The sequence below is a fragment of the Arthrobacter sp. USHLN218 genome, assembly GCF_037144715.1.
Classification (GTDB): Bacteria; Actinomycetota; Actinomycetes; order Actinomycetales; family Micrococcaceae; genus Crystallibacter.
This window is the reverse complement of the sequence record NZ_JBBCYT010000001.1, coordinates 482,222-506,156: the sequence shown is the minus strand read 5'-3', so window position 1 is coordinate 506,156 and position 23,935 is coordinate 482,222. Positions and strand designations below refer to the sequence as shown.

Here is a 23,935-nt window from a genome sequence, read left to right as displayed (position 1 = left end):
CACAGCCCGCACACGATGGAAAGGGATGAGGAGATGGACAACGCGCAAGGCCGCCAGGACCTGAGCCGGCAAATCGACGAGCGCCGTGAAAGCATCCGGGCCTACCTGCGCCGGGCGCGGCCGAGACGCAACCTTCTGACCACCACCAGCCTCATCGCAAGCGCCGTGGCCGCCGCCTTGACCGCCGGTCCGGGCTTCGGCCGGGACGGCTTCAATAACGCCGTAGCGGAAATCTTCTCCCTCCCGGACAGCGCCATCGTCTGGCAGGTCATCTGCGCGCTGGCCTCGATCCTTTCGCTGGTTGCCGCCATCACCACCGGGCTGGCGAATTCCCGCAACACCAGCGAGCAGATCTCCACCGCCGAATCCGCCAGCGCGCAGCTCGAGGGCCTGCTGGCCGCGCTCAGGTACGGGCAGCTTCCCCTGGACGAGGCCGTGCGGCTCTACCAGGAGTACAGCTCCAAGGCCGCCTTCATCGACTAGGCGGTGCGGAGGTATTGGAGGCCGGGGCGTGCTTGGGCTTGTACCGCCGCCGTTGCCACCACGCATAGAGCACGCCGATCGCAGTGACCACCACGGGAACGCTCAGGCCGAGCGGCCCCGCCCATTCCTTGACCGCGTTGCCCACGACGTAGCCCAGCCGCACCTGCACGTCGATGGTTTCCCGGTACGTCTCGACCATGATGTTGCTGCCCTCCGGTCCCGGAGCCAGCAGCCGCAGCGTCATCTCCTTCTCCCCGGCTTCGCGCGGCGTGATGTCCCAGCTCCACTCGCCCACGCCTTCCGCGGGAAGCGAGATCAGTCCGTCGGCGCCGCTGGTCGCCGTGATGTCCATGCCGTCTCCGGTCAGTTCGGCCCGCATCAGCTCGCATAGCCGGGGCGTGCGGGTCTCCACGGGCCCTTGGCCCGGCAGGCCCTGTGACGGGTCCTCTTCCGAGCCGTGAAGCGCCACGCGGATCGACCAGGAGGTGGTTTCGCCCTGCTCCATTGGCGACGGCGGCCGGAACACGAGCGTGCCCTCGAAACAACGGTCCAGGATTTCCTGGGCGGCCTGTCCCGGAAGGGGCGGGCTGCTGCCTGCTCCCGGTTCCGTACCGGGGAGCGGCTCCTCGGAATAGGAGTACCAGGTTTCGGTCGGGGGCGGCGGGACAACGACGTCGGGCAACGTGCTTTGCGCAGGCGGGGAACCGGTGGGCAGCTGCAGCGTCACGGTCTGGCTGAAAGCCGAGGACATCCCGGACTGGTCGGTGACGGTCAGCACGATTGTGTAGGTCCCCGGCTCGCCGAATTTCTGTTCCAGCGCGATGCCTTGGCCGCGGGTTCCGTCCCCGAAGTCCCAGTCGTAGGTGGCGATGGTCCCGTCCGGATCGAGGGAAGCGGAGGCATCGAGGAAGCAGGTCAGGTCCTCGCACACGGCTTCGAAGACCGCGATCGGCGGCAGCGGCGGCTGGCCCCGGGTCCCGGCGGCGAGCGGGACCGGGCCGGCGACCCCGGGGAAAGCGCTCCCGGCCAGCCAGGACATGGCGGCCACGAGCACAAGCAGGACCCTGCGGAGCACACGTTGCACTCCGCCCGCCCCCGTCACGGCTGCTGCAGGGAACACGGATCCTCCGCCTGGCCCCGGTTTGCGGTATCCCTCCTCCTAATGTGGCCCCGGCCGGAGCAGCAGTCAACGCGCGGCGGCCCGGGCCCCGCTGGCCGCCACGCCGGCGCCTGCCTGGTCGAGCAGCCACTGGAGCCGCTCCAGCCACCAGCCGAGTTCGCTGCTGAGGTACTTGATGTAGTTCTGCCGGGCCGTCGCGAGGTCCGCGGCGACGAGGTCCGCCAGGCGGCGGACCGCCCCGAGCAGGTCCTCTTCGGTTCCCGCCGCGCCGTCCTGCAGCGCCGCGCGGTATCCCTCGGCGAGCGCGGCGAACGTGCATGCCTCCGCCACCTGGGCGTAGCGCGGCATGTAGACGATCGCTTCGTTCGGCGGCGGGGCGGGAGCCGCCTGCAGGTGCCTGAAACCGCAGCAGAACCGGACTGTGGCGGCGTAGGAATCACGCAGCAGCGCGGGCGATGGATCGTGGCTCCTGTCCGCGCAAAGGGCTTGGACGGACATGAAGGCGTCTATCCGTGAAACTGCTTGCTCGGCCATCCTAAGGTCCTCTCCCATATCGGTGCGATTGCCCTCAGTTTGCCCGCGGGGCCGCTGCGCCCGCGTCGGCCTGCCGCTGCAAATCTCCCGCCGCCGCTACAACCGGGGATGTACGCGCTAAATCAGACCCGGGGTGGACTCGCAGCCTGCCCCCGCGGGCCGAAGCTGTTGGTGTGTTCCCGACGGGAACGCGAACTTCAGCCAAGACCTCTCAGCAGGAGCAAGCACATGGTCACTAAGAAGACGGATTCCGTATCAGGACAGGCGACCCGCAGGTCCAGGTTCGGAAAGGCCGGAGCGGCGGCAGCCGCGCTGGCCCTGGCCGCCGGTGCCGTACCCATGGCGTTGGCCGGCCCGGCGCAGGCCAGCGACGATCACGGCGGGGACGATCACCACGGATGTGAAGTGTGGGCGCTCAAGCCCGTGGTCGACTACAACGACTATGGCACGCACGACGACTCCGTCGACTACCGGATCAAGGTCCATTGCGACGAGGGCTATGGCATCGAGTTGTACGACCAGCAATGGGAGCAGGACCACGGCCCGGACCAGTACCTGGGGGACTGGTCGGCGGACGACTACTTCGAGCACGAAGACACCCGGATCTACCACATCGAGCTGCAGGCTCCGGACACCGAACACGGTGACGAAGAGGTTTACCACCGCGTGACCTACCAGGTCTACGACGGACAATGGAGCGGCTGGCACGGCTGGCACTACAGCCATCTCGCGTACGTCCACCAGTAGGCCGGACGCCTAAACTAGTCCGGGCCGGAAGCCAGGGGACTTCCGGCCCGGACTGCCCGCCGCGGCTACAGCCGGTCCTCGGAACGCACGAGCCCGCTCTTGTAGGCGGCGGCCACTGCCTGCGCCCGGTCGGTGATGCCCAGCTTCAGGAAGATCCGGTGCATATGGGTCTTGACGGTCGCCTCGCTCAGGAAAAGGTGCGTGGCGATCTCGGCGTTGCTGAGCCCGTGCGCCGCCACCGTCAGCACATCCCGCTCCCGCTTGGTCAGCTGGGCCATTTCGACTGAACCCGGGTCCCGCCTGTCGGGCCTGCGCACGAAGTCGGCCAGCAGGCCGCGCGTGATCGCCGGATCAAGCCAGCCGCCCCCGGCCGCCAGCGCGCGGACGGCGTCGCCCAGGGCCCGCGGCGCCGAGCTCTTCAGGATGAAGCCGGAGGCACCCGAGCGCAGCGCGGTCCTGACCGCCTCGTCGTCTCCGAACGTGGTCAGCACCAGCACCGCGGGGACAGTGTCCACCTTGTCCAGGAACGCGTCCGAGCTCAGCTGCCGGGTCGCTTCAACGCCATCGGTTCCGGGCATGCGGATGTCCATCACGACGACGTCCGGCTGGATCCGGACCGCCTGCTCCACCGCTTCGGCCCCGTCGGCGGCCTCCCCGGCCACGGTGATGCCCTGCTCAGCCTCAAGCAGCATAGCCAGTCCTCCCCGGACCAGCGCCTCGTCGTCGGCCAGCAGGACCCGGATGCCTCGTGACTCCGGGGCTTCCATCAGGACCGGCCTCCCACCCGGGCCAGCCGCGGCCGCCAGTGGTGCCGCCGCCTGCGGCCCGCTGCCTGACCCGTCGCCTGGCCCGCCGCGGGGAACGAAGCGGACACCAGGAAGCCGCCGTCCGGCGTCGTACCCGCCTCCAGCGTGCCGCCGACCGATGCCGCCCGCTGCCGCATCCCGCCGATTCCGTGCCCGGTTCCCGCCGGCCGCCCGGTGCCGGCACGGCTGCCGTGGCTCCGCACGGTCAGCCCGAGTCCGCCGTCGCTCCAGGCGAGGCGGACTTCCACCGGACGCTGCGGATCCGCGTACTTCGCCGCATTCGTCAGCGCCTCCTGCGCCACGCGGAACGCGGCTGTGCCGGCGTCGGCCGGCAGCGCTGCCGGTTCGCCATCCACCTCCAGCACGACGTCCCGCCCCGCGGCCCGCAGCTGCTGCAGGAGATCCGGCAGCTCGTCCAGCCGTCGCGCCGCATCCGCCGTTCCTCCGGAATCCGAGGGAACCAGCAGGCCAAGCATCCGGCGCAGCTCCGCGATGGCCTGGCCGCCGAGCTCGTCGACATGGCCCAGCGCCGTCCGGGCGCGCTCCGGATCGCTTTGCAGGAGCCGCGCGGCCCCTGCGGCCTGCAGCAGCATCAGGCTGACCGAGTGCGCCACCACATCGTGGAGCTCGCGGGCAATGCGGCTGCGCTCGTCAGCCGCCGCGAGCTGGGCCTGGATGCGCCGCTGGCGCGCGGCGCTGCGTCCCCAGCGTCCGGCCGCGAAGGCCGCCACGGTCATCATCGTGCCCAGCAGCCCGCTGACCAGGATCAGCTGGCCGGCGTCCTGCGGCGCCACCAGCTCCAGCTGGGCCAGCACGTTCACCACCACCAGCACCAGGGCCATGCCCAGCCCCGCGTAGGCGGGCCGCAGCTTGGTGTACCGGGCCGCCGAATACAGCGCCACGAACGGTCCGAGCATCAGCACCGTGTGCGGAACCAGCAGCGAGACCCCGATGCTCGCCAGCACCGACAACGCCAGCACCAGCAGCGGCCGCTTCCGGCGCCAGAGCAGCGGCACGTAGACCGCCAGGCCCAGCAGGGGCACGGCGCGCGGATCAAGCCAGGCCGGCGTGCTGCTGTAATCCCAGGACACCGCCAGGTCCAGCGCGTACAGCAGCACCAGCCCCAGCACCTCCAGCGCCGGGGTCACCCCGGCCGGGAACCGCAGCGGGCGCATGGCGGCTTACCTGCACTTCTTGAAGAAGCACAGCAGGATCCGGTCAGGCGGTTTCGGCGGCTTCGGCGCCGAACCGGCTTCTCCCCCGGTTCCGGGACCTGCGTTTCCGCCCTGCGGCTCCCCGGGGCTAACGCCCTCGGTAGGCGCAGCGCCGCGCGCCTCCGCACCTTCCGCTTCCGCACTCTCCATCCCGGCGCCGCCCGCTTCGGCCAGCGGGGCGCGCGGATCGAAACTCCGGACGCGCAGCCCCCGGCGATCCGGCTGCCACTTGTCCACCGGTCCCAGCAGCTCGGTAACTGTCCCCTCCGGCCGCACCGCTGGCAGCACCCGCACCGCTTCCAGCGCGGCGCACACATTCCCCTCGGCGCCGAGTGCCCGGTAGAACTCCTCCTCGTCGAAATCATCGAGGACAACGTCGGTGCGCACCTCGTAAGCCGGGGCATGGGCGAGTTTCACCACGGCAACCGTGCCGGACCCACCCGGGCTGCCGAGCACATCGATCTCCCGCATCCGGATGTGCTCCGCCGTGCCCGAGCCGCCAGGCCGGGGCGCAGCCACCAGCACGTCCCACCAGCGGTCGGCCTCCTCCACCCAGCCGAGATCGCGGCAGACCACCATCGTGTCGCTGATCAGCACTCCCCAGCACACGTGGCCGGCATCCGCATCTGCCGCGCCCGGCCGCTGGATGGATACGAACCGCGCGCAGACCGCTTCGTCTGTAGTCATGGGAACACCCCTTCCCGCTACGCCTGATTATCCCGCCGCCGGTCCCCCGCGTCCACGCGTCCCGGGCCTGCGGTGCCGGGTGGCACTCAGGCGTTTTCGTAGCCCGGCTGGTCCCGCCCGTCCAGCAGACCGTCCAGGAATCCCAGCACTTCGGGCAGGGCCGGACCCGCCGGCCCGAGGACGACCTCGTGCACCGCCCCGGGAACCAGGTCCGCCAGCACCTCGTCCACGGCGCGGAAGACCGGCGGCGAATCGGCACTGGAAACGATCAGCACGGGCTTGTGCAGCTGTGCCAGCGCGCCCTCGTCCGGCCGCGAGGGGCCGCCCTTCAGCTCGGCCAGTACCGCGGGCGCGTTGCCCAGCATCGTGCTGCGCAGCTCCTCGGGCAGTTCGTCCCACTCCTCGTCCCGCAGCACCCGGCGGTAGTAGCTCTCGGCTCCCGCTGCGGGCCCGCCGGCCCCGGCCGCGAGAACCACGCCGTCCACCAGCGCGCCTTCCCACGAGTGGGCCTCAGCCGTGAGGGTGAGGATGGCCGGTTCCAGCAGGATCAGCGCGCGGACCAGCCCCGGATAGCGTTCCACCAGGTCGAGGGCGATTTCGGCGCCGTAGCCGCGGCCGATCACGACGGCGTGCGTCGCGTGAAGGCCGCGCAGCAGTCCGGCCGCGTCGTCGGCGTGCTCCTCGACCGAGGTCAGTTCGTACGGCTCGGGCCGCTCGCTGCGGCCGTGGCCGCGCCGGTCATATGCGATGGTCCGCCCGCGCGCGGCCAGCTCGTCCAGCGCGCCGCCCCACCCGCCGGCCGAGCCGCCGGTGCCGTGGATGCACAGGATCGGCGTGCCCGCCCCGTGCTCCTCGTAGTACAGGGTCACGTCCCTCACGCGCAGCTCGCTCATATTCCGACCCTACGCGCCGCGGTTTCGGCGGTCCACGCCAGGGCGTACGACGGCGGAACCGCGACCGGGTGCCGGCCGCCCGCCGTCGTCGTTTCCCCCTAAGGCCTGATGCCGTGCCCGGCGTTACAGCGCGAGGGAATAGGTCCCCGCCGCCAGGACCATGGCACCGAGCACAAACACGACCGCGTTGGCCATATGGCGCTTCTTATCCGGATTCAAACGGCGCCACTTGCGGCGCAGGTTTCGATAACTCATTGCAGTTTCCCCAACTGTTCAGCACTGACCCGATGGGGGCCGCAGCCCTGCTGGGCCGGGCACGTACTGACCCGATTTTTGGGGGATCTGGTACCACGTACGTGCCCGGCATTTCAGGACTGAGAGCCTCCCAGTTCCAGAGCGCACTGAGGCATGGATACAGGAAGAAATTACAACGTTCCCCAACGCCCCAACTTGCCCGCAGCCCGCAGTGGAAGAACGTTCCATTCCGTGCTGTATGCAAAAACATAACCCATCGGCGGCCGGTCTGGGAAGCGCGGCGCGGTGTGATTTTGCCGGGGAGGGCGGCGATGGCCGCTGCTCGCGGCGAATGCCCCTCAAATGCGGAAGACCCCCGCCAGTCTCGGAGCGGGGGTCTTCGCAACGGCACCTCAGCGGATGCAATGGGGGAACGCATCCGCCGGGCCAGGCCAGCGTCTTTGGGGGTAAATCGCGGCCGCTCGTGCCGTCCATCAGTGTGCCATTTATGCATGGACGTCCGAAATTCATTGTTACGAATCCGCGTAACGTACTGGCCGGTCACCTGCGGCCCTGATATCCGACGGGCCCGGGTGCCGAAGACTTCCCGCGTCGAGGTCACATGGCACGGGAATCAGTGCCTTCGGCTAGTAACATCGGACGGAATTCGCCCGCGATGCTTTGGAGACACGCTTGTCGCTGCCCGCCACCGAGCCCACCACGCCCAAACGCCCCGAGTTTCCGTACCTTGACGGCCTCCGCGGCCTCTCGGCGATCCTCGTCGTGCTCTACCACGCCTACCTCTTCACGGGCCTCAGCGGCGAGTCCAGGGCGGAGCTGCCGGCGCTCAAGGAGTTCCTGGGCTGGGGCTACCTCGGCGTCCCGGTGTTCATCGTGCTCTCGGGCTATGTGCTGATGCTGCCCGTCCTCTCGACACCGGGACTGAAGTTCCGGAACGGGGTGTGGTCCTTCATCAAGCGCCGCGGCAAACGCATCCTGCCGCCCTATTACGCCGCCCTCGTCTTCTCGCTCCTGCTGATCGCACTTTTCCCGGTCCTGCAGGAAAAGGGCGATACCCAGTGGGACTCGAAGATCCCCGTCACGTGGGGCAGCACCATCAGCCACTTCCTTTTGGTGCACGATTTCAACCACCAGTGGATCGGCAAGATCAACGGTCCGCTCTGGAGCGTCGCCGTCGAATGGCACATCTATTTCCTGATGCCGCTGCTGCTCCTGCCTCTGTGGCGGCGGATCCATCCGGCAATCATCGTCGGCGCCCTGACCGCGGCGAGCTTCTGGCTGCTGGCCGAGCGCGCCTTCGGCTTCGTGCATCCCTGGCTGGTAGCCCTCTTCGCCGCCGGGATGTGGGCCGCGCAGCTGACCATGCGGAAGAAGACGGTCCGGGCTGCCGGCCCCGTCTTTGTTCTCCTGGCCGCCGCTACCGTCGGCTGCGCCGTGTTCAGATCGGAGATCCCGCTGCCCACCCGCGGCCTGATGGAACTGATGACCGGCCTCGCCATCGCCGCCGGCCTCGTCTGGCTGGGCCGCCGGGCAGTGGCGGGAAGGGTCCCCCGCGGGGCAAGGCTGCTGCAGACGCGCCCGATGCTCTTCCTCGGCCTGATTTCCTACAGCGTCTATCTTTTCCACAGCCCTCTCCTCGGGCTGGCGAACCTGCTGCTGCTGCCGCTCGACCTGAGCCTGGCCACGCACTGGGCCGTCATGACCTTCGCCGTCGTGCCGGCCGTCCTGGTCCTTTGCTGGCTCTTCTTCCTGCTGGTCGAGCGGCACTTCCTCAATACCCGCCAGCGCCACACCGTCGAGGCGCATGCCCCGGCCGGACAGGAAAGCACGGGCCTTGACGAGGCGCCCGCCGTCCGGAACTAGCGGGGCACGGCTTCGGGCCCCGGGTTCCCGCCTTCCTGCTGCCGTCAGGGAGTGAAGAGCCTGCGCACCACGTCGCCGGCGGCCAGCGCATCGAGGCCTTCGTTAATCTCGGCGAGCGGCCGCGTGTCCGTATGCAGCAGCTCCACCGGCAGCCGCCCGGCCCGCCAGTGTTCCAGGTAGAGCGGGATGTCCCGGCCGGGCACCGCGTCGCCCATGTAGGAGCCAAGCAGCCGCTTCCCGGCGCCGGCGAACTGCAGCGCCGGAACCGTCAGTTCCTGGGACGGATGCGGGAGTCCGACGGCGACGGCGGCGCCGCCGCGGTTCGTCACCTCGAGGCAGGCGGCGAGCACGCGGGCGGAGCCGGCGGCCTCGATCGCGACATCGGCACCGTCCTCCCCCGTGGCCTGCCGGATCAGTGCTGCCGCCTCCTCCGGGACGCCCGCATGCGTGGCCCCGGCTTCCAACGCCAGCGGATGCTTCGCGGCATTGGGGTCGATGGCGACTACCGCGGAGGCGCCGGCCAGTTTCGCCGCCATCACGGCTGCCAGGCCGACGGCGCCGAGCCCGAAGACGGCGACCGACTGCCCGGCCTGCACCTGCGCCGTGTTGGCCACCGCGCCCATGCCGGTGAGCACGGCGCAACCGAACATTGCCGCCACCTCGTCGGGCACGTCGTCGTCAATCACCACCACGGACTCCCGCGCCACCACGGCATGGTCGGCGAAGGCCGAGACGCCCAGATGGTGGTTGATCCGCTCCCCCTGCCGCGTGCGCAGCAGCGCCGGCCCGTGCAGCAGGTCGCCGCTGCCGTTGGCCTCGGCGGCCTTGGGGCACAGCGCCGGCCGCCCGGCCCGGCACAGCTTGCAGGCGCCGCAGCTCGGCACGAACACCAGCACCACGTGGTCTCCCACCCGCACATCGGCCACACCCTCGCCGACGGCGGCCACCCGGCCCACGGCCTCGTGGCCCAGAGCCATCGGCAGCGGCCGCACGCGCACCCCGTCCACCACGGAAAGGTCCGAGTGGCACAGGCTCGAGTACGTGATGTCGACGGCGAGCTCGCCGGGCCGAGGGGCGGGTGCGTCCAGCTCCTCCAGCACCAGCGGCTTCGAGTCGGCGTAGGGCCGGGACAGGCCGGCCGAGTAAAGGACAGATGCGCGCATGTTCAGCTCCAAGTCGTACCCGAATGCTTCCTGTCCGCATCCTGCCAGAAGTCATGCACGCGCGCATTCCAGACATCGGGAATCTCCTGGAACGGCTGGTGCGATTCCCCAGCCATCACCTCGAACAGCGCCCCGGGGATCCCGTCCGCCACCGCCCTGCCCAGCTCCGGCCGGCTCATCGGATCGATGCCGCCGGCCAGCACCAGCGTCGGCACGTGGATGCTGCCCAGCCGGCCCGTTGTTTCGTGGCCGGTGAAGGCGTCCAGGAACTTCAGGAAGTCCTCGTCTGACTGCGGGTGCTCGAAGGCCAGGACCTCGTCGATGATCTGCTCCACCCTGCCGCTGTTGTAGGCCCGCGGCGTATAGACGAGCAGGAAGAAATAATCCAGGAACGAACGCGCATCCGGCGCTCGCTCCAGCTGCCAGTGCAGGGCGCCGGTCAACGCCTTCAGGTAGGGGTCCATCGCGGACCAGGTGCTCTGCAGCACCAGGCTGCGCACCTGGCCGGGGTGCCGCAGCGCCAGTTCCTGCGAGATGATGCTCCCGCCGGAAAACCCGGCCACGTGCGCCGACTCGATGCCCAGCGCCCCGAGCACTTCGGCAGCATCGTCGGCCATGGCCTCCACCGTCGGAGGTTCCGCCGGCATCGCCGTCCTGCCGGCGCCCCGGTTGTCGAATGCCGTTAGACGGTAGCGGTCCGCCAGCCCGTCCAGCTGGGGCTGCCATGACTCCACGGTGTCGCCCAGGCCGCCGATCAGCAGCACATCCGGACCCTCGCCAACCTGTTCCGTCCAGACCTGCAGCTGCCCGGCCTGCACATACTTACCCATTCCGACCTCCCCGGCGGCTGCCGTACCCGCCGAACACCCTGAGGGCAGCCCGGCCGGCCCGCCCCCGGCCGGCCGGGCCGCCCACCTCGAAAGCTACCCGGGATCCTTACGTCGCGGATAGGGCACCAAGGCCCGCGCGGAACGGCCCCGCCCCGATGGCGACGGCCGAAACAGCGGACGACGCGCCTGTGAAGCAACCTTTTGGAGCAGCTCCGGAGCGCACCTTAGACTGACCCGGTGACGAGGGGAAAAACGATTTGGTAAGCCAGCCTCTAATAAGTGTCATCGTTCCGGCAAAGGACCAGGCCCCCTTTATCCGTGATTCGATGACGAGCCTGACCCGCCAGTTCGAAGACTCTTCCGTGCTGGAAGTAGTGGTGGTCGACGACGGTTCCACGGACGGTACAGGAGAGCTTGCCCAGGCCTTCGCAAGCCAACTACCCGGACTCAAGATCCTGCGAAACGAGCGGCCCACGGGCCTCGCAGCAGCCCGCAACAAAGCGCTCGACGCGGCGGGCGGGCGCTTCATCACCTTCCTTGATCCGGACGACTGGTATGCGCAGGGCTATCTTCCGAAGATCACGGCCGAAATCGAACGGCTCGGTGTGGACTTCATCCGAACCGACCACATCCGTCATACCAAGGGAAGCCGCACCATCCACCGTGCCCCGCAGGCGCTTCGCGGCGTGGCATTGGATCCGCGCAACGACATCGGCCCGTATCAGGTCTCGACCATGATCGACTACCCATTCGCACCCTTCGGGATCTTCAATGGGTCGCTCAAAGATGACGGAATGCTCCACTTTGTCGACGGACTCCACACGGCCGAAGATCGTCCGTGGATTTGGCGGCTCCACCTCAAAGCCCAGTCTTATGCGGTCTCTGACGAGCTGGGGGCTTTCTACCGACGAGGCATCGCGAGTTCGCTGAGCCAGATCTTCGACCGGCGGCAGCTCGACTTCCTGCGCAGCTACAAAGAGGTCTTCGGATTGGTTGCCGCCGACCGTGAGCCGGAGCGCTTTTGGCCCAAGGCTACCCGGCAGTTTTTGGCCATCGCCTGCCATCACCTCAACCGCTCCGACCAGATGGCACCCGACGTCCTTTCAGACCTGCAGACCGGGATCGCCCAAACCTTCGGGACCCTACCGCCCGACATTGGGTACGAGAACCTTGCCATGCTCGATCCCAAGCGGCGTGCCCTGCTCGAGCCCGTCCTTCGGAGGCCCCTGTGAAAGAGCTTTTCGTCGTCTCTACCCTCTACCAGTGCGTCGCGCTGGCGGCCGCAATCGATGAGGGGGCCATTCCGCCGGCAGCCGGTGAACGGATCCTGGTCCTGTCGAACAACTCCCTGATTGCCGAGGTGTCGGTTCCATTCCACGAGGCACCCGGCTTTGCAGAAGCCGCCTCGCGCTTTGACCGCACCGTGGACCTTAACGCGCTGGTCTGGCCACGTCGTCCAGGGCAGTTCAATCCGCGCGCGGAGGAACTGTACATGTGGCAGCGTGTACTGCGGGCCTTGTGGGACCTCGGGGACGACCGCGTGGAGCTTTACGTCGAGTCGATCCAAGTCAATCCCGCCGTCGCGCTCTGCCGGATCTTCTCCAGCGCCCGTATCTCTGTGCACTCGGACGGCCTGATGAGCTACGGCCCGACGCGCAATCCCGTCTCCCGCGAGATGGCTCAGCGGCTCAAGTCGCTCATCTACGTCGATCTGGTCCCCAGCCTGGTGCCTCAGTTGCTGCGCGAGAACAGTCCCGCGCTGGTCCCCGTCGACCGGGCAGCCCTCCGGCGCGGCATGGAAGAACTGGCCAGGGCACTACCCGAGGAGCACACGACATTGTCGGCCTTCTCCGGGACCCCCGCCGCTGATCGGCAGAAGTCCGGGGCGCGGGCGGAAGCTGCGGGACAGCCGACCGCACTGGTGCTGGGCCAGTACCTGTCCGAGCTGAACATCCTCTCGTCCAACGAGGAAATCGAACTGCATCGGGCCATGCTGCAAAAGGCCCTGGACCGCGGCATCCGTTACTGCGTCTTCAAGCCGCACCCCAGTGCCGGCCCCGGCGCCGTGACCTCCATCCAGGCAGCCGCAGCCGAACTGGGGCTGGAACTTCATGTACTCACCTCCACCAGCCCGGCCGAGGTTGTCATGCAGCGGCTCAAGCCGGACCTGGTGGTCAGCTGCTTCTCCACCGCCCTGATGACGGCGAAGTACTTGTTCAATATCGACGTCGCAGCCGTCGGCACGGACGTTCTCCTGGAGCGGCTGACACCCTATGAAAACAGCAACCGCATCCCCGTCACCATCATCGACGCCCTCCTCGAGCGTAATTACGCTGCACCGGCAGAGATCCCGGGCGGCACCGGAACGGACGCGGCCGGAGCTACGGCTCCGCTGCAGCGACTGGTCGAGACGGTAGCCTATTGCATGCAGCCCAACATCCTGGCAGCGGTCCGGCCCTCCGCCGAGGCGTTCCTCGCGACCGCAGACGGCACGCCGGACATGCGGTACTTCAAGCGGCGCAGGCTTACGAAGCTGGAGCTCCCCGGAGCGCTGCCGCCCCGCGATCCCAAATCACCTAGGTCCCGCCACCCTCTGCACCGTGCCCGCCGCGTGGGGATCCGATGGGCCAAGCGGCTCGCCAGGCGTACCCCCTAGAAGCAGGTCTCGATCAGCCGGGTGATCACGGCGTCCTCGCCCGGAACCAGGTTCTGCACCGCGGGAATGAGCCGCCACTTGTCGAACGTGGTGCAGGGGTGGGACAGGCCGAGCGGGACCAGGTCGCCCACCGTGGGTTCCCACCCGGGGGCGGTCCGCATGAAGGAATGCTGGTCGTTCATGTCGCTGACGACGGCGCCGTGCAGCGCGGTCACTTGCCCGTCCGCGTTGGAGACCGCGAACTGCGGGACGGGCAGTCCGTCGTCGTACGGAAAGTCGCGTTTGCCTCCGTCGAGCAGGGCGAGGCCGGGTTCCGGCTGGGAGAGCACCCGCGCCAGACCGTGAGCGGCCGGCACCAGGCGGTGCTCCTCCCCCGCACGATCCCGGTCGAACGGTGACAGCGCGTGGTACGCGCCGTCGTCGTGCGTGATGTAGGCCCCGGACCGCAGCACGTAGCGCGCTGAATCCGCCTTCCGCGCCTCGGCGAACAGTTCGCCCACGAGTTCCGGGTAATTGCTGCCGCCGCAGGTGACCAGCACGTCCCCGTCGCCGTAGCGGCTGCCGAGCTTGCCGTGCAGTTCGAGCAGGTCCGCGACGTAGCGCCGGATCAGATCCACCGTCGGCTCCGTGCGGTCCTTGCCGAGCGCTCCCTCGTAGCCCGCCACGCCCGCCAGCCGCAGCACCGGCGATGCCGCTACAGCCTCGGCCACTTCCAAAGCCGCCGCGACGCCGCGGGCGCCGGTGCGCCTGCCCGGTACGCCGAGCTCCACCAGCACGGACAGCGGCCTGGCCGGGTAGAGCCCGCACAGCGCCTCTTCGGCGAGCCGCACGGCGTCGGCGCTGTCCACCCAGGACCAGATGGTGCAATTCGCATGCTCCAGCTCGCCTGCCACCCAGCGGATGGCGTTCTGGTCGACTAGCTGGTTCGCCAGCATGAGCGTGTCGAAGCCGTGCGCGCGGGCGACCTTGAGCTGGCTCGGATTCGCCACCGTGATGCCGGTGGCCCCGGCGTCCAGCTGCTGCTGCCAGAGCTGCGGCGCCATCGTGGTCTTGCCGTGCGGCATCAGCTCGAGCCCGCGCTCGCGCAGCCAGCCGGCCATGAACGCGATGTTGTTGGCCATGGCGTCCTCGCTGAGGACCAGCAGGGGCGTCCAGAACTCCGACAGTTCCGGCTTGCTGGCCAGGTACTCTCCTACGGTCAGACCGACGGCCTCGACCGGGAGGCCTTTGTCCTCGCCTCCGATCAGCCGTTCCAGCACGTTCGCTTCCCGTTCCTTGGCGGTGGTCATGGGCGTCCTCATTCCTGGTCGACGGGCCTCTGCGTTTCCTCCTTCACCGGCCTGCGCGCCACAGCGTACGAGGGCTCGCGCAGTGCCTGCGTCCAACTGTAGGTCCCTGCGCCGGGGAGCGGGTGCTGCATGGGGTCGAAGCGCATGGGAGTATCTGCCGCCTCCGCGGAAGGGAGGAGCGTCAGGGTCGCGAAGCGCTGCCAGGGCGCGTCCGGGCGGCCGTGGTACAGCCCCAGCACCCACTCGCGGCCGCCCAGCGCGTCGCGGAACCCGCGCGGATCCGCGGGCAGCCGGCCATGCGGTCGCAGGGTGCGGGCGGCCAGCTGCACCGGGCCGTCCGTTCCTCTGTACGGCATCATGGTGGTCATCGCCGCCGGGTCGACGCTGCGGCGCATGCGGAGCACGTAGCGGCCGGCCCTGGACATGCCGGTCGAGGCCAGCAGGATGTCGACCGGCGCCCCGTCCGCCGTGAGCCGCACGGCCAGGCCGATGATGTCCGGCCAGCCGGGCGGGAACCCGATGGAGCGGGACAGGCGGGCCTCCACCTCGTCATCCCCCGCCGTGTCCAGCCACGCAATCCCGCTTCGGAAGGGGCCGCCCTCGCGTTCCAGCCGGCCGCGCAGGTGCAGGCCAGCGGGATGGATCGGCCGGTCCGGGCGGAGCGTCTTGACCGCTGCGAATGCCCGCGCGAAGGCCCGGCCCGCTACCGCCGCCACGTCCTTCCCCATGCCGCTGCCATCCCTTCCTCGGCCTGCTCCTTAGCGTAGACAGCTTACTGAGCATCTGCCTACGCTTGTCGGGACCGGCTCCGCAAGGGTTGCCCGCAGGATGCCACGACCGTCAGGAGAGCGCGGATGAACAGCCAGAATCCCGATCCCGAGGAGCAGAAGATCACCGGGCTCGAACCGGGCGGCGGCGTCCCTCCGGGCGAGACCCCGCCGGGTGAGGCCTCGACCAGCATGACGCAGGGTCACGACGAGGGCGGCGGGAAGCGCTGGGTGCAGTGGGTCTGGCTGGTGATCATCCTGGGCGGAGCCCTCGTCATCGCCCTGCTGTTCCTCACCTACGCCGGAATCCTCGCCTTCGGCTGAGCCCGCGGCCCGCCAGAGCGCGGGGCGCCTGGGCACAGGTCACTCCACGGTGAACGTGATCGAATGCCAGCCGGTCGCGCCGTCCGGGGCCGGCGGCGCCTCGTCCTGCGTCTGCAGTTCGCCGGCCGTATCGTAGGCCCGCACCCGCACCTCGTGCCGTCCCGCCGGCGCGTCCTCCCAGCGGTAGGACCACTGCCGCCAGGTATCGATGGACGGCACCGCGGCGAGGTCCGCGTCCTGCCAGCCACCGCCGTCGAACTGCACCTGCACCCGTGAAATACCGCGGTGCTGCGCCCACGCCGTACCGCCCACCGCCACCGTCCCGGCGGAGACGCGGTCGAACGCCCGCGGCACATCGATCCGCGAGGCGGTCTTGATCGGGCCCCGTTCCGACCAGCCGCGCGTGGTCCAGTAGGCCGTCTTGTCGGCGAAGCGCGTGACCTCCAGATCCACCACCCACTTCGTCGCCGAGACGTACCCGTAGAGCCCGGGCACCACCATGCGCACGGGATAGCCGTGCTCCAACGGCAGCGGCTCGCCGTTCATTCCGACCGCCAGCAGCGCATCACGCCGGTCCTGCAGCACGGCCAGCGGGGTGGAGGCGGTGAACCCGTCGACGCTGCTGGACAGCACCATGTCCGCCCCGGCCTGCGGCCGCGCCCGCTCCAGCAGCTTGCGCACCGGATAGCCGAGCCACTTCGCGTTGCCGGCCAGGTCGCCACCGACCACGTTGGAGACGCAGGTCAGCGTCACATACGACTCCTCCAGGTCCAGTGCGAGCAGCTCATCGAAGCTGAGGGTGAACTCCTCCTCCACGAGCCCGTGCACCCGCAGGCTCCAGCCCGCCGGGTCGATCTCCGGGACCACCAAGGCGGTGTCGATCCGGTAGAAATCCGGGTTCGGCGTCACGTACGGCGGCATCCCCGGCACCGGCGCGGCGGTTCCCGCGGGCAGCGGCTTGGCCGGCGTCTTCGCGGCCGGCAGCTTCAGCGCCTGCCGGGCCATGCGCGCGGTGTTCCGGGCGGCGGAGAACGTCCGGCCGGCAAGTCCAACGACGACGGCGGCGGCCGCCGTGAGCCCGGCCGCGACCAGGAAACTCCGCCGGCTCCTGGCCTCCGCCGTGGCCGCAGAGCCGTCCTCCGCGACCACCGCTCCAGCCTCCGCTTCCGGCGCGCCGGCCCCCGCCTCCGCTTCCGGCGCGCCGGCCCCCGCCTCCACCGCTTTGCCCGTGAGCCAGCTCAGCGTCAGCAGCCCCGCCAAGGTCCCCAACGCCGTGGGCACCAAGTCCAGGATGCTGTTCACCGCCCGGGTCGCCACGCAAACTCCCATAACGACGGCGAGGGCCGCCACCAGGGACGCCCCGGCCGCGAACCTCCGCACGGCCAGCATCCCGGCAAGCGCTGCCAGCGCCGCGGTCACCAGCGCCATCGAGATGAACAGCACGGTCTTGTCGGCCGTGCCGAACACCGAGATGGCAAAGTCCTTGAGCCACGGCGGGGTGAAGTCGATGAACGCGGCCCCTACCGACACCAGCGGGGACGAGCCGGGTCCGAAGAACGCCGCCGCCAGCTCGGCCACCGCGAACAGCACGGCCGCGGATACGAGCCCGGCGAGCGCCCCGAGCCAGCGCCGCTTCCCGGGCCGCCGCGCACCCCGCCTCGCCGGCATGCCTGCTCCTTCCGGCGCACCCGGCCCGCCCGCTCCTTCCGGCACACCCTGCTTGCCCGACCCGCCCGACGCACCCGGCCCGCCCGCTTCTTCCGGCCGCCGGGGCGTCTCCGAGGACGCGGGCTCCTGCCGCTCATCCATCCGGACCACTTCCTTCCGCCGCGCCATCGCCGCCGCCCGCCCGGACCGCTACGCCGTCGTCCGGCGCCGGCCCAGCACCGTGCCGAGGCCGATCATCGCCACGCCCAGCACGAAGTGCAGCCAATTGTCGGCCGTGTTAACAGGAACGAAGTTCGCGGGAGTACCGTGCCCGATGAGCAGCCCGTACAGCCACAGCACCAGGTACACCGCGCCGCCCCAGACGAGGTAGGACCTGGCAGCCGCGCGGCTCCGGGAGAGCGCAAGCCCGCCCACGCCGAAGAGCAGATGGACGATGTTGTGCAGCACGGACACCTGGAAGAGCCCGAGCAGCAGTGCGCCGGAGTGGTGCCCCGCAAAGCTGAGCTCCGAGAAGTTGGAAGTGACGCCCGGGACGAAGCCGAGCACCCCGACCAGCAGGAACGCAGCGCCGACAACCAGCGCCGCGGCCTGGACAGCGGTACGGCTGTCGGTTCGAGTGGCTGAAACAGACATGGTGTTCCTCCTTGGATCCGTCCGGGCCCGCCGGCTGGCCGGCCCGGTACTCGTCATTCGGAGCGGAGGGGGCCTGCGGATCGGATCCCGGCCCCTGTTGCCTAAACGATTGGCCTGAAACGGCTCGTATAGAGGACCTAAACGTGTCGTTTCGGGCCAATCGTTTCGGATGGAGACCGTCGGCTGGTCAACCGCCGGGCGCGCCCATCAGCGGCGGGCAGGAACAGTGCCGGGGGTCGGCCAGCGGACAAGCGGCAGCCAGGCTACAGCTCCCGCACCATGATCAACCCGGCCGGGCTACAGCTCCCGCACCATGATCAACCCGGCCGGGCTACAGCTCCCGCACCATGATCAACCCGGCCGGGCTACAGCTCCCGCACCATAATCGGCTCGGTGGTCGGCGCCGGGGATCCGCCTTCGGGCTCCACCGTGATGCCAACGGCCGTGGCTCCCGAGAGCTGCCCCTCGAGCAGCGTCATCATGGGCGACCCGGCGGAGGCACCGGACATCAGGCCGGCGGGGACCATGACGTCGTCGTGCTGGAGCCACAGCTCGTAGGTCTTGCCGGCCGGCAGCTCCGGCAGGCCGTGCGCCGTGACCGCGCCCTGGTTCAGCGAGGGCGCGTAGGCAACGGTAACGACGGCGCCGTCCGCCATCCGCGCGGTGGCCACCTTCGCGTCCTCGGACGTGAGGATCCCGAGCATCGCGCCCTGGGTCTGCTGGGCCTGCGCCAACTGCTGTTCGAGCCGGCTGTTTTCGGCCGACTGCCCGAGCGCCCAGCCGGCCAGCCCCGCGCCGGCCAGCAGCAGCAATGCCGCCGCGGCGGCCAGCGCCCGCACCGTGCCCCGCCTCGGTCCGCCCGGCCTCGTCCCGCCCGACCTGGACCCGCCCGAACCGCCGCTTCCGGCCGAACGGCGGCCCCGCCGCCCCGCCAGCTCGTCAGTCCCCGACCCCGCGCCGGCGGCCGGTTGCGCACCGCCCCGCTCCGGGCCGGAGCCCTCCCCCGGCCCGAGCCGAAGGTCCGCCCCGGCACCCGGCCGGACGCCGCCGTCGTACCCCCGCTCCGCGCGATCCGCCGCGCCGTCGGTCGCCACGGCCTCCGCCGGCAGCTGGCGGGTGTTGCGGATAGCGGCCATCACGTTGTCCTTCACGCGCTGCGGCGGACGCACCGGCTCCACGCCGTAGGCGAGCATCGCCGCCGCCGCGCTCAGCCCGCGGACTTCCTCGCGGGTCTGCTCGGCAGCCAGCGCGTGCTGCTCGAAGGACGTGCGCTCGTCTCCCTCCAAGGCGTTCAACGCATAGGAGCCGGTCAGGATGTGCAGCTGCTCGTCCATCACGCCACCCCCAACTTGTCCCTGAGCCTGATCATGCCGTCGCGGATCCGCGTCTTCACCGTGCCCACCGGCACTTTGAGCAGGTTGGCTACTTCCTGCTGCGTGTAACCGCCATAGTAGGCCAGCCGGATTGCCTCCTGCTGCGCCTGGGTGAGGCTCTCGAGCGCCTTGAGCACCCGTTCGCCCTCGATCTTCGCCTCGACGATGTCCTGCACGTCGTCGTAACTCTCCTGGAATTCCTTAATGCCCTGCCGCAGGTCCCGGTCCGCGCTGGCCTGCGCCGCCCGGATCCGGTCCACGGCCCGCCGGTGCGCAATCACGAGGATCCACGAGACGGCCCGGCCCCGGTCGGCGTCGAAACGCGCCGCCTGCTGCCAGACCTCCACGAAGACTTCCTGCGTGACTTCCTCGCTCTGCGCCGGGTCGCGGACCACCCGGCGGATCAGCCCGAACACCTGGGGCGACACCGCGTCGTACAGCTCCTCGAACGCCGCCTCGTCGCCCAGCGCGACCCGGCGGACCAGGTCCTCATGGGTCGGCGGGGAAGGCTCGGCGGAGCGAAGCCACGGCAGTCGCATGGGCTCTAGACTCTCACGCCGGTCGGGCACAGGGCACCTTTCGCAACGATGGGGATTGGTGGTGGAGCGGCCGGATGCGGATGGGCTCCTTGATCCCGCATCCGGCCGCAGTCTCGGGCCGTGGCCTCCGGGCCCGGCTTTGGAGCCGTGGCCTCCGGGCCGCTGCCAAGCCGCCGCTACTTGGCCGGAGGCATCAGCACGGTGTCGACCAGGTAGACCGTGGCGTTGGCCGTCTGGACGCCGCCGCACACTACGCTCGCGTCGTTGACCTTCAGCTCGTCCCCGCTGCCCGCGATCTCGACCGGCTCGCCCTGCACCGTCTCCAGCTCGCCGGTGAGCTCGTCCGGCGCGATCCGGCCGGGCACCACATGGTAGGTGAGGACGCCGGTCAGCGCGTCGGCGTCCGTCTTCAGCGCGTCGATGCTCTTGGCCGGCACCTTCTCGAACGCCGAGTCCACCGGCGCGAACACGGTGAACTCGCCTCCGTTGAGCGTGTCCACCAGGTCGACGTCGGGATTCAGCTTGCCGGACACGGCTGCGGTCAGCGTGGTCAGCAGCGGGTTGTTCGACGCCGCCGTCGCCACCGGATCCTGCGCCATGCCCTCCACGGACCCGGCGCCGTCCGGCACCTGGGCGGCGTAGTCGGCGCAGCCCAGGCCCACAAGGCTTGACGCCGGGTCCATCTCCCCGGCCGCGGGCGCCGACGACTCCATCGGCGTCCCGGTGCTCATATTGTCCTCGGCCGCCTCGCCGCCCGAGCTGCCGGATCCGCCGCCGCACGCGGTCAGTCCCAGGGCCGCCGCAGCCGCCAGACCGACCAGCCCGCTCATCCTCGTGTATGTAGCCATGATGGATCTCCTTCGTCCGGGCAGCCGTGCCACCCTGGGGTCCCGCACTCCGGTGCAGGCTGTCGGGAGGAATTCGGAGCGGCCGGGCGGACGGATTGGATCAGCGCGGAGGAATTTCCGGGGCCGGGCCGGTGGTCGACCGGACGACGAGGGCCGGCTGGAGGACCAGGCCGACGGGCTCCTCCGAGCGGAGCCGCGCCGCCGCGCAGGCAACGGCGGCCTCGGCAAGCCCCGCGGCGTCCTGGCTGACCGAGGTCAGCCGGACGTGGTCGAGCCGCGCGAGCTGGCTGTCGTCATAGCCGACCACGGACAGGTCGTCCGGCACGGTCAACCCGGCCCGCCAGGCAGCCTCGAGGATGCCGAGGGCGCAGCGGTCATTGAAGGCCACGACGGCGGTGGGCGGGCGGCCGGCGAGAAGTTCGCCGGCGGCGGCAATGCCGTCGGCTTCGTGCGCCCCACCGCGGAGGATCCGGATGCACTCTCCGAGCCCGGCCTCCCGCATGCTTCCCTCGTAGGCGGCGCGCCGCTCGGCCGAGGCGACGGCGTCCCCGCCGTCGACGTGCGCGATGTCCCGATGCCCCAGCGAGGCCAGGTGCTGCACGGCTGCCCGTATGCCGGCCGCATCGTCGCTGCGCACGGCGTCGATCCCGGGGGCGGCGGCGCTGAGGAGGCTGATCACCGGCACCTGCCTGGCCAGCGCGGCGAGGTCTGCCTCGCCGGAGGAGGGCGAAATCATCAGCGCCGCCTCCACCCCGGCATCAAGCAGGGTCTCCACCGCCCGGCCCTCGGGCCGCCGCGCGCCGACGGCGCTGAGCAGCACCTCGAAGCCCGCGGCCTCGGCGGCGGCGTAGATGGATTCAACGATCTCCCCGTGGAAGGGCTCCGACACCGTGAACGTGATTCCGAGCAGGCGGGTCCGTCTGCTGCGCAGGAGCCGCGCGCGGGAGTCCGGGCGGTACCCCAGCTGGCGGGCGGTTTCGAGCACCCGTTCCCGCGTTGCCTCGCCGGCACCCTCCGCGCCGCGCATCACGATGGACGCGAGGGCGCGCGAGACCCCGGCCGCCGCCGCCACGTCGGCCAGCGTCGGCCTGCGTCCCGGCCGGCTGTCCGGCTGCTGGCCACGCTCCACGTTCTTCCTCCGCCTCTGCCCCGGATCTGTCGGGCACCCTGCCCGCCTGTCCCGTCTGCCGGCGTCTCCGGCGGCGCCCAAAGGAGCTGCTACTGAGGACGATACTAGATCGATCTAGACAGCGCCGTCCAGCTGTGCCACAGTTATGCCATCCAATCTACTAGATCGATCTAGAACCGCGGCGGCGACGCCCTGCCGCCCTACCGAGGAGACAACCCATGGCATATCTCGAGCGGACTCCTGCCCGGCCGGCACCGGTCCGGCTGGCCCTCATCGGCTCCGGCTGGATCGGGGCCTTCCATGCCGAAAGCGCCGCGACCCGCATCGCCGGCACCCGTCTTGAAGCCATCGCCGATCCGGCCCTCGACGCGGCCACGGTCCTCGCCGACCGGCTCGGAGTGGCCAAGGTGACCGCGGACGCCTCCGACCTATGGAACGATCCGGACATCGACGGCGTCATCATCGCCGCGCCGGCCCGCTTCCATTCGTCCCTGATTGCCCAGGCGGCTGCCGCCGGGAAGCACGTCTTCTGCGAGAAGCCCGCGGCAAGGACCGTAGAAGAACTCGACGCCGCCGTGGCCGCAGCGGAATCGGCCGGCGTCGAACTCCAGATCGGTTTCAACCGCCGCTTCGCCGCCGACTTCGCCTCCGCCAAGCGCGCGGTGGACGCCGGCACCATCGGCGAACCGCGGCTGCTGCGGTCCCTGACCCGCGATCCCGGAACCGCGGAAGGCATCCCGAATGCGGGCCGGATCCCGGCCGGGACGATCTTCCTCGAAACCCTGATCCACGATTTCGACACACTGAACTGGTTCAACCAGGGTGCCGTGCCGGAGCAGGTCCATGTCATGGCGGACGCGCTGGTCGAGCCCGGGCTGAAGGACCAGGGCTTCCTCGACACCGCCGTCGTGACGATCCGGTACAGCAACGGCGCGATCGCCGTCGCCGAGGCCAACTTCAGCGCCCTCTACGGCTACGACGTCCGGGGCGAGGTCTTCGGCTCGGCCGGCATGGTCACCGCGGGATCGCTGCAGGAGACGGCCGCCACGGCCTATACCGAGCAGGGCTTCAGCGGCGGCACGCCCCGGCTGAACGTGGAACTCTTCCACGACGCCTACACCGCCGAGCTCGCGCATTTCGCCGAGCTGGTCCGCAGCCGCCGCGACGGCACGCCGCGGCCACCTGCCGCCGCACCCGGGGGCGCCGACGCACGGGCGGCCCTCGCCGTCGCCCTGGCCTGCATCAAGTCCGTGGAAACCGGCAGCACGGTCAACGTCAGCGACGTTGCCGCCCTCTCGTCCTTTCCGGCGGCCACCCGATGAGCGCCTCGCAGGGCGGCGTCCGCCTGGCGGTCTGCGCGGAGATGGTCTACCTGGACCTGCCCATCGAGGAGCGGGTCCGCCGCATCGCCGACCGCGGCTTCGACGTCGAACTCTGGGACACCCGCCGGCACGACACCGGCAAGCTGGCCGCCACGGGAGCCACGTTCTCCTCGATGACCGGCTACTCCGCCGGCAGCGTGATCGATCCCAATTCGGCCGCCGAGGTCCTGCGGACCGCCGCCGAGCTCATCCCGACGGCGCTCGAGCTCGGCCTAAGCCGCATGGTGGTCCACCCGGCGGAGCTGATCGATGGGCAGGCCGCCCGTCCGGCCTACCGCTCCGACGGCCGGATGTGGCTGACCGGCCTGCGGACCCTCGAGAAGCTCGGCGCGCTCGGCGAGCAGCACGGCATCACCTTCGTCCTGGAGAACCTCAACACGATCGTTGACCATCCCGGCATTCCGCTCGCCCGGGCCAAGGACACGCTGGACCTGGTCGAGGGCGCCGGGCATCCCAACGTCAAGATGATGCTGGATCTCTACCACGCGCAGATCGGCGAGGGGAACCTGATCGAGCTGCTCCGGCGGGCGCGGCCGCATATCGGCGAAGTCCAGGTGGCGGACGTGCCCGGCCGGTGCGAGCCGGGCACCGGGGAGATCAACTATCCGGCTGTGGCCCGCGCCCTGGCGGACATCGGCTACGAAGGCACCGTTGGCCTGGAGGCCTGGGCCGAATCGGACAGCGACCTGGCCCTGGACCGCTTCCGGGCGGCCTTCACCGTCGAGGCCTGAG

The 23,935-nt window shown here is 70.1% G+C and carries 25 protein-coding genes; 8 read left to right on the top strand and 17 right to left on the bottom strand.

The genetic code is table 11. The features are described 5' to 3' along the window. Window positions 1-33 precede the first annotated feature (33 nt). On the top strand, window positions 34-483 hold the full coding sequence (locus WFH44_RS02255; protein ID WP_336711406.1) for an exodeoxyribonuclease VII small subunit: 450 nt from the start codon (window positions 34-36) through the stop codon (window positions 481-483). Here WFH44_RS02255 and WFH44_RS02250 read toward each other — a convergent pair. Continuing rightward, window positions 473-1,603 carry a PKD domain-containing protein gene (locus tag WFH44_RS02250; protein WP_336711405.1) on the bottom strand — a complete coding sequence of 377 codons (1,131 nt, stop codon included), beginning with the start codon at window positions 1,601-1,603 and terminating at the stop codon, window positions 473-475. The two genes, WFH44_RS02255 and WFH44_RS02250, sit on opposite strands and share 11 nt — an antisense overlap. A 66-nt stretch (window positions 1,604-1,669) precedes the next feature. Further along, window positions 1,670-2,101, bottom strand: a complete 432-nt coding sequence (locus tag WFH44_RS02245; protein ID WP_336711403.1) for a hypothetical protein — start codon at window positions 2,099-2,101, stop codon at window positions 1,670-1,672. 264 nt (window positions 2,102-2,365) lie between these two features. Here WFH44_RS02245 and WFH44_RS02240 point away from each other — a divergent pair, with 264 nt between their 5' ends. Next, window positions 2,366-2,884, top strand: coding sequence for a hypothetical protein (locus WFH44_RS02240; RefSeq protein ID WP_336711401.1), 519 nt, complete (start codon window positions 2,366-2,368; stop codon window positions 2,882-2,884). 65 nt (window positions 2,885-2,949) lie between these two features. Here the strand turns inward: WFH44_RS02240 and WFH44_RS02235 are convergent, their stop codons facing one another. The 5 genes from WFH44_RS02235 to WFH44_RS02215 form a co-directional block, all read right to left on the bottom strand. Next, window positions 2,950-3,651, bottom strand: a complete 702-nt coding sequence (locus WFH44_RS02235) for a response regulator transcription factor (RefSeq protein WP_336711399.1) — start codon at window positions 3,649-3,651, stop codon at window positions 2,950-2,952. After that, entirely contained in the window at window positions 3,651-4,865 is a 1,215-nt protein-coding gene (locus tag WFH44_RS02230; protein WP_336711397.1) for a sensor histidine kinase, read from the bottom strand. The genes WFH44_RS02235 and WFH44_RS02230 overlap by 1 nt, the downstream gene beginning before the upstream one ends. 6 nt (window positions 4,866-4,871) lie before the next feature. Continuing rightward, a complete protein-coding gene (locus tag WFH44_RS02225) occupies window positions 4,872-5,591 on the bottom strand; it encodes a hypothetical protein (RefSeq protein ID WP_336711396.1) in 720 nt (239 codons plus the stop codon). 86 nt (window positions 5,592-5,677) lie between these two features. Then, window positions 5,678-6,484 (bottom strand): alpha/beta fold hydrolase, encoded by an 807-nt coding sequence (locus WFH44_RS02220; protein WP_336711395.1) that lies wholly within the window; start codon window positions 6,482-6,484, stop codon window positions 5,678-5,680. Between the two features lie 123 nt (window positions 6,485-6,607). After that, window positions 6,608-6,739, bottom strand: a complete 132-nt coding sequence (locus WFH44_RS02215) for a hypothetical protein (protein WP_336711394.1) — start codon at window positions 6,737-6,739, stop codon at window positions 6,608-6,610. Window positions 6,740-7,411: 672 nt separating this feature from the next. On the opposite strand from WFH44_RS02215, the gene WFH44_RS02210 reads away from it, so the two are divergent. Continuing rightward, the gene (locus tag WFH44_RS02210; protein ID WP_336711392.1) at window positions 7,412-8,602 is read left to right on the top strand and encodes an acyltransferase family protein; all 1,191 of its coding nucleotides are present in this window, start codon (window positions 7,412-7,414) and stop codon (window positions 8,600-8,602) included. 44 nt (window positions 8,603-8,646) lie between these two features. Here the strand turns inward: WFH44_RS02210 and WFH44_RS02205 are convergent, their stop codons facing one another. After that, entirely contained in the window at window positions 8,647-9,765 is a 1,119-nt protein-coding gene (locus tag WFH44_RS02205; protein ID WP_336711390.1) for a zinc-binding dehydrogenase, read from the bottom strand. A gap of 2 nt (window positions 9,766-9,767) precedes the next feature. Next, entirely contained in the window at window positions 9,768-10,595 is an 828-nt protein-coding gene (locus WFH44_RS02200; protein WP_336711388.1) for an alpha/beta fold hydrolase, read from the bottom strand. 257 nt (window positions 10,596-10,852) lie between these two features. On the opposite strand from WFH44_RS02200, the gene WFH44_RS02195 reads away from it, so the two are divergent. Then, entirely contained in the window at window positions 10,853-11,827 is a 975-nt protein-coding gene (locus WFH44_RS02195; protein WP_336711386.1) for a glycosyltransferase family 2 protein, read from the top strand. Further along, a complete protein-coding gene (locus WFH44_RS02190) occupies window positions 11,824-13,251 on the top strand; it encodes a polysialyltransferase family glycosyltransferase (RefSeq protein WP_336711385.1) in 1,428 nt (475 codons plus the stop codon). The genes WFH44_RS02195 and WFH44_RS02190 overlap by 4 nt, the downstream gene beginning before the upstream one ends. Here the strand turns inward: WFH44_RS02190 and WFH44_RS02185 are convergent. Beyond that, complete coding sequence (locus tag WFH44_RS02185; protein ID WP_336711384.1) at window positions 13,248-14,540, bottom strand: alanine racemase; 1,293 nt, start codon at window positions 14,538-14,540, stop codon at window positions 13,248-13,250. The genes WFH44_RS02190 and WFH44_RS02185 overlap by 4 nt on opposite strands. An 8-nt stretch (window positions 14,541-14,548) precedes the next feature. Then, window positions 14,549-15,268, bottom strand: a complete 720-nt coding sequence (locus tag WFH44_RS02180; RefSeq protein ID WP_336711383.1) for a hypothetical protein — start codon at window positions 15,266-15,268, stop codon at window positions 14,549-14,551. Between the two features lie 126 nt (window positions 15,269-15,394). Between WFH44_RS02180 and WFH44_RS02175 the strand changes: the two genes are divergently transcribed. Continuing rightward, on the top strand, window positions 15,395-15,631 hold the full coding sequence (locus WFH44_RS02175; RefSeq protein WP_336711381.1) for a DUF6480 family protein: 237 nt from the start codon (window positions 15,395-15,397) through the stop codon (window positions 15,629-15,631). Between the two features lie 39 nt (window positions 15,632-15,670). Here the strand turns inward: WFH44_RS02175 and WFH44_RS02170 are convergent, their stop codons facing one another. The 6 genes from WFH44_RS02170 to WFH44_RS02145 all read right to left on the bottom strand — a co-directional run bounded on the left by WFH44_RS02170 (window position 15,671) and on the right by WFH44_RS02145 (window position 21,821). Beyond that, window positions 15,671-17,299, bottom strand: a complete 1,629-nt coding sequence (locus tag WFH44_RS02170) for a molybdopterin-dependent oxidoreductase (protein WP_336711380.1) — start codon at window positions 17,297-17,299, stop codon at window positions 15,671-15,673. Between the two features lie 189 nt (window positions 17,300-17,488). Continuing rightward, window positions 17,489-17,932, bottom strand: a complete 444-nt coding sequence (locus tag WFH44_RS02165; protein ID WP_336711378.1) for a DUF4383 domain-containing protein — start codon at window positions 17,930-17,932, stop codon at window positions 17,489-17,491. 365 nt (window positions 17,933-18,297) lie between these two features. Further along, window positions 18,298-19,266 (bottom strand): anti-sigma factor domain-containing protein, encoded by a 969-nt coding sequence (locus tag WFH44_RS02160; protein ID WP_336711377.1) that lies wholly within the window; start codon window positions 19,264-19,266, stop codon window positions 18,298-18,300. Beyond that, on the bottom strand, window positions 19,266-19,844 hold the full coding sequence (sigK, locus tag WFH44_RS02155) for an ECF RNA polymerase sigma factor SigK (protein ID WP_336711375.1): 579 nt from the start codon (window positions 19,842-19,844) through the stop codon (window positions 19,266-19,268). The genes WFH44_RS02160 and sigK overlap by 1 nt, the downstream gene beginning before the upstream one ends. A 176-nt stretch (window positions 19,845-20,020) precedes the next feature. Continuing rightward, on the bottom strand, window positions 20,021-20,692 hold the full coding sequence (locus tag WFH44_RS02150; protein ID WP_336711373.1) for a fasciclin domain-containing protein: 672 nt from the start codon (window positions 20,690-20,692) through the stop codon (window positions 20,021-20,023). A gap of 100 nt (window positions 20,693-20,792) precedes the next feature. After that, window positions 20,793-21,821: a LacI family DNA-binding transcriptional regulator gene (locus WFH44_RS02145; RefSeq protein WP_336711371.1), complete on the bottom strand. Its 1,029-nt coding sequence runs from the start codon at window positions 21,819-21,821 to the stop codon at window positions 20,793-20,795. Between the two features lie 218 nt (window positions 21,822-22,039). Here WFH44_RS02145 and WFH44_RS02140 point away from each other — a divergent pair, with 218 nt between their 5' ends. Then, window positions 22,040-23,143, top strand: a complete 1,104-nt coding sequence (locus tag WFH44_RS02140; RefSeq protein WP_336711369.1) for a Gfo/Idh/MocA family oxidoreductase — start codon at window positions 22,040-22,042, stop codon at window positions 23,141-23,143. After that, entirely contained in the window at window positions 23,140-23,934 is a 795-nt protein-coding gene (locus WFH44_RS02135) for a TIM barrel protein (protein WP_336711368.1), read from the top strand. Before WFH44_RS02140 ends, WFH44_RS02135 begins: the two co-directional genes overlap by 4 nt. Window position 23,935: the final 1 nt, after the last annotated feature.

What these genes read in the sequence shown, in the direction of transcription:
- WFH44_RS02255 (WP_336711406.1), top strand. Translation starts at nt 34, where the DNA reads ATGGACAACGCGCAAGGCCGCCAGGACCTGAGCCGGCAAATCGACGAG.
- WFH44_RS02245 (WP_336711403.1), bottom strand. Translation starts at nt 2,101, where the DNA reads ATGTCCGTCCAAGCCCTTTGCGCGGACAGGAGCCACGATCCATCGCCC.
- WFH44_RS02240 (WP_336711401.1), top strand. Translation starts at nt 2,366, where the DNA reads ATGGTCACTAAGAAGACGGATTCCGTATCAGGACAGGCGACCCGCAGG.
- WFH44_RS02235 (WP_336711399.1), bottom strand. Translation starts at nt 3,651, where the DNA reads ATGGAAGCCCCGGAGTCACGAGGCATCCGGGTCCTGCTGGCCGACGAC.
- WFH44_RS02230 (WP_336711397.1), bottom strand. Translation starts at nt 4,865, where the DNA reads ATGCGCCCGCTGCGGTTCCCGGCCGGGGTGACCCCGGCGCTGGAGGTG.
- WFH44_RS02225 (WP_336711396.1), bottom strand. Translation starts at nt 5,591, where the DNA reads ATGACTACAGACGAAGCGGTCTGCGCGCGGTTCGTATCCATCCAGCGG.
- WFH44_RS02220 (WP_336711395.1), bottom strand. Translation starts at nt 6,484, where the DNA reads ATGAGCGAGCTGCGCGTGAGGGACGTGACCCTGTACTACGAGGAGCAC.
- WFH44_RS02215 (WP_336711394.1), bottom strand. Translation starts at nt 6,739, where the DNA reads ATGAGTTATCGAAACCTGCGCCGCAAGTGGCGCCGTTTGAATCCGGAT.
- WFH44_RS02205 (WP_336711390.1), bottom strand. Translation starts at nt 9,765, where the DNA reads ATGCGCGCATCTGTCCTTTACTCGGCCGGCCTGTCCCGGCCCTACGCC.
- WFH44_RS02200 (WP_336711388.1), bottom strand. Translation starts at nt 10,595, where the DNA reads ATGGGTAAGTATGTGCAGGCCGGGCAGCTGCAGGTCTGGACGGAACAG.
- WFH44_RS02185 (WP_336711384.1), bottom strand. Translation starts at nt 14,540, where the DNA reads ATGACCACCGCCAAGGAACGGGAAGCGAACGTGCTGGAACGGCTGATC.
- WFH44_RS02180 (WP_336711383.1), bottom strand. Translation starts at nt 15,268, where the DNA reads ATGGGGAAGGACGTGGCGGCGGTAGCGGGCCGGGCCTTCGCGCGGGCA.
- WFH44_RS02175 (WP_336711381.1), top strand. Translation starts at nt 15,395, where the DNA reads ATGAACAGCCAGAATCCCGATCCCGAGGAGCAGAAGATCACCGGGCTC.
- WFH44_RS02170 (WP_336711380.1), bottom strand. Translation starts at nt 17,299, where the DNA reads ATGCCGGCGAGGCGGGGTGCGCGGCGGCCCGGGAAGCGGCGCTGGCTC.
- WFH44_RS02165 (WP_336711378.1), bottom strand. Translation starts at nt 17,932, where the DNA reads ATGTCTGTTTCAGCCACTCGAACCGACAGCCGTACCGCTGTCCAGGCC.
- WFH44_RS02160 (WP_336711377.1), bottom strand. Translation starts at nt 19,266, where the DNA reads ATGGACGAGCAGCTGCACATCCTGACCGGCTCCTATGCGTTGAACGCC.
- sigK (WP_336711375.1), bottom strand. Translation starts at nt 19,844, where the DNA reads ATGCGACTGCCGTGGCTTCGCTCCGCCGAGCCTTCCCCGCCGACCCAT.
- WFH44_RS02150 (WP_336711373.1), bottom strand. Translation starts at nt 20,692, where the DNA reads ATGGCTACATACACGAGGATGAGCGGGCTGGTCGGTCTGGCGGCTGCG.
- WFH44_RS02140 (WP_336711369.1), top strand. Translation starts at nt 22,040, where the DNA reads ATGGCATATCTCGAGCGGACTCCTGCCCGGCCGGCACCGGTCCGGCTG.
- WFH44_RS02135 (WP_336711368.1), top strand. Translation starts at nt 23,140, where the DNA reads ATGAGCGCCTCGCAGGGCGGCGTCCGCCTGGCGGTCTGCGCGGAGATG.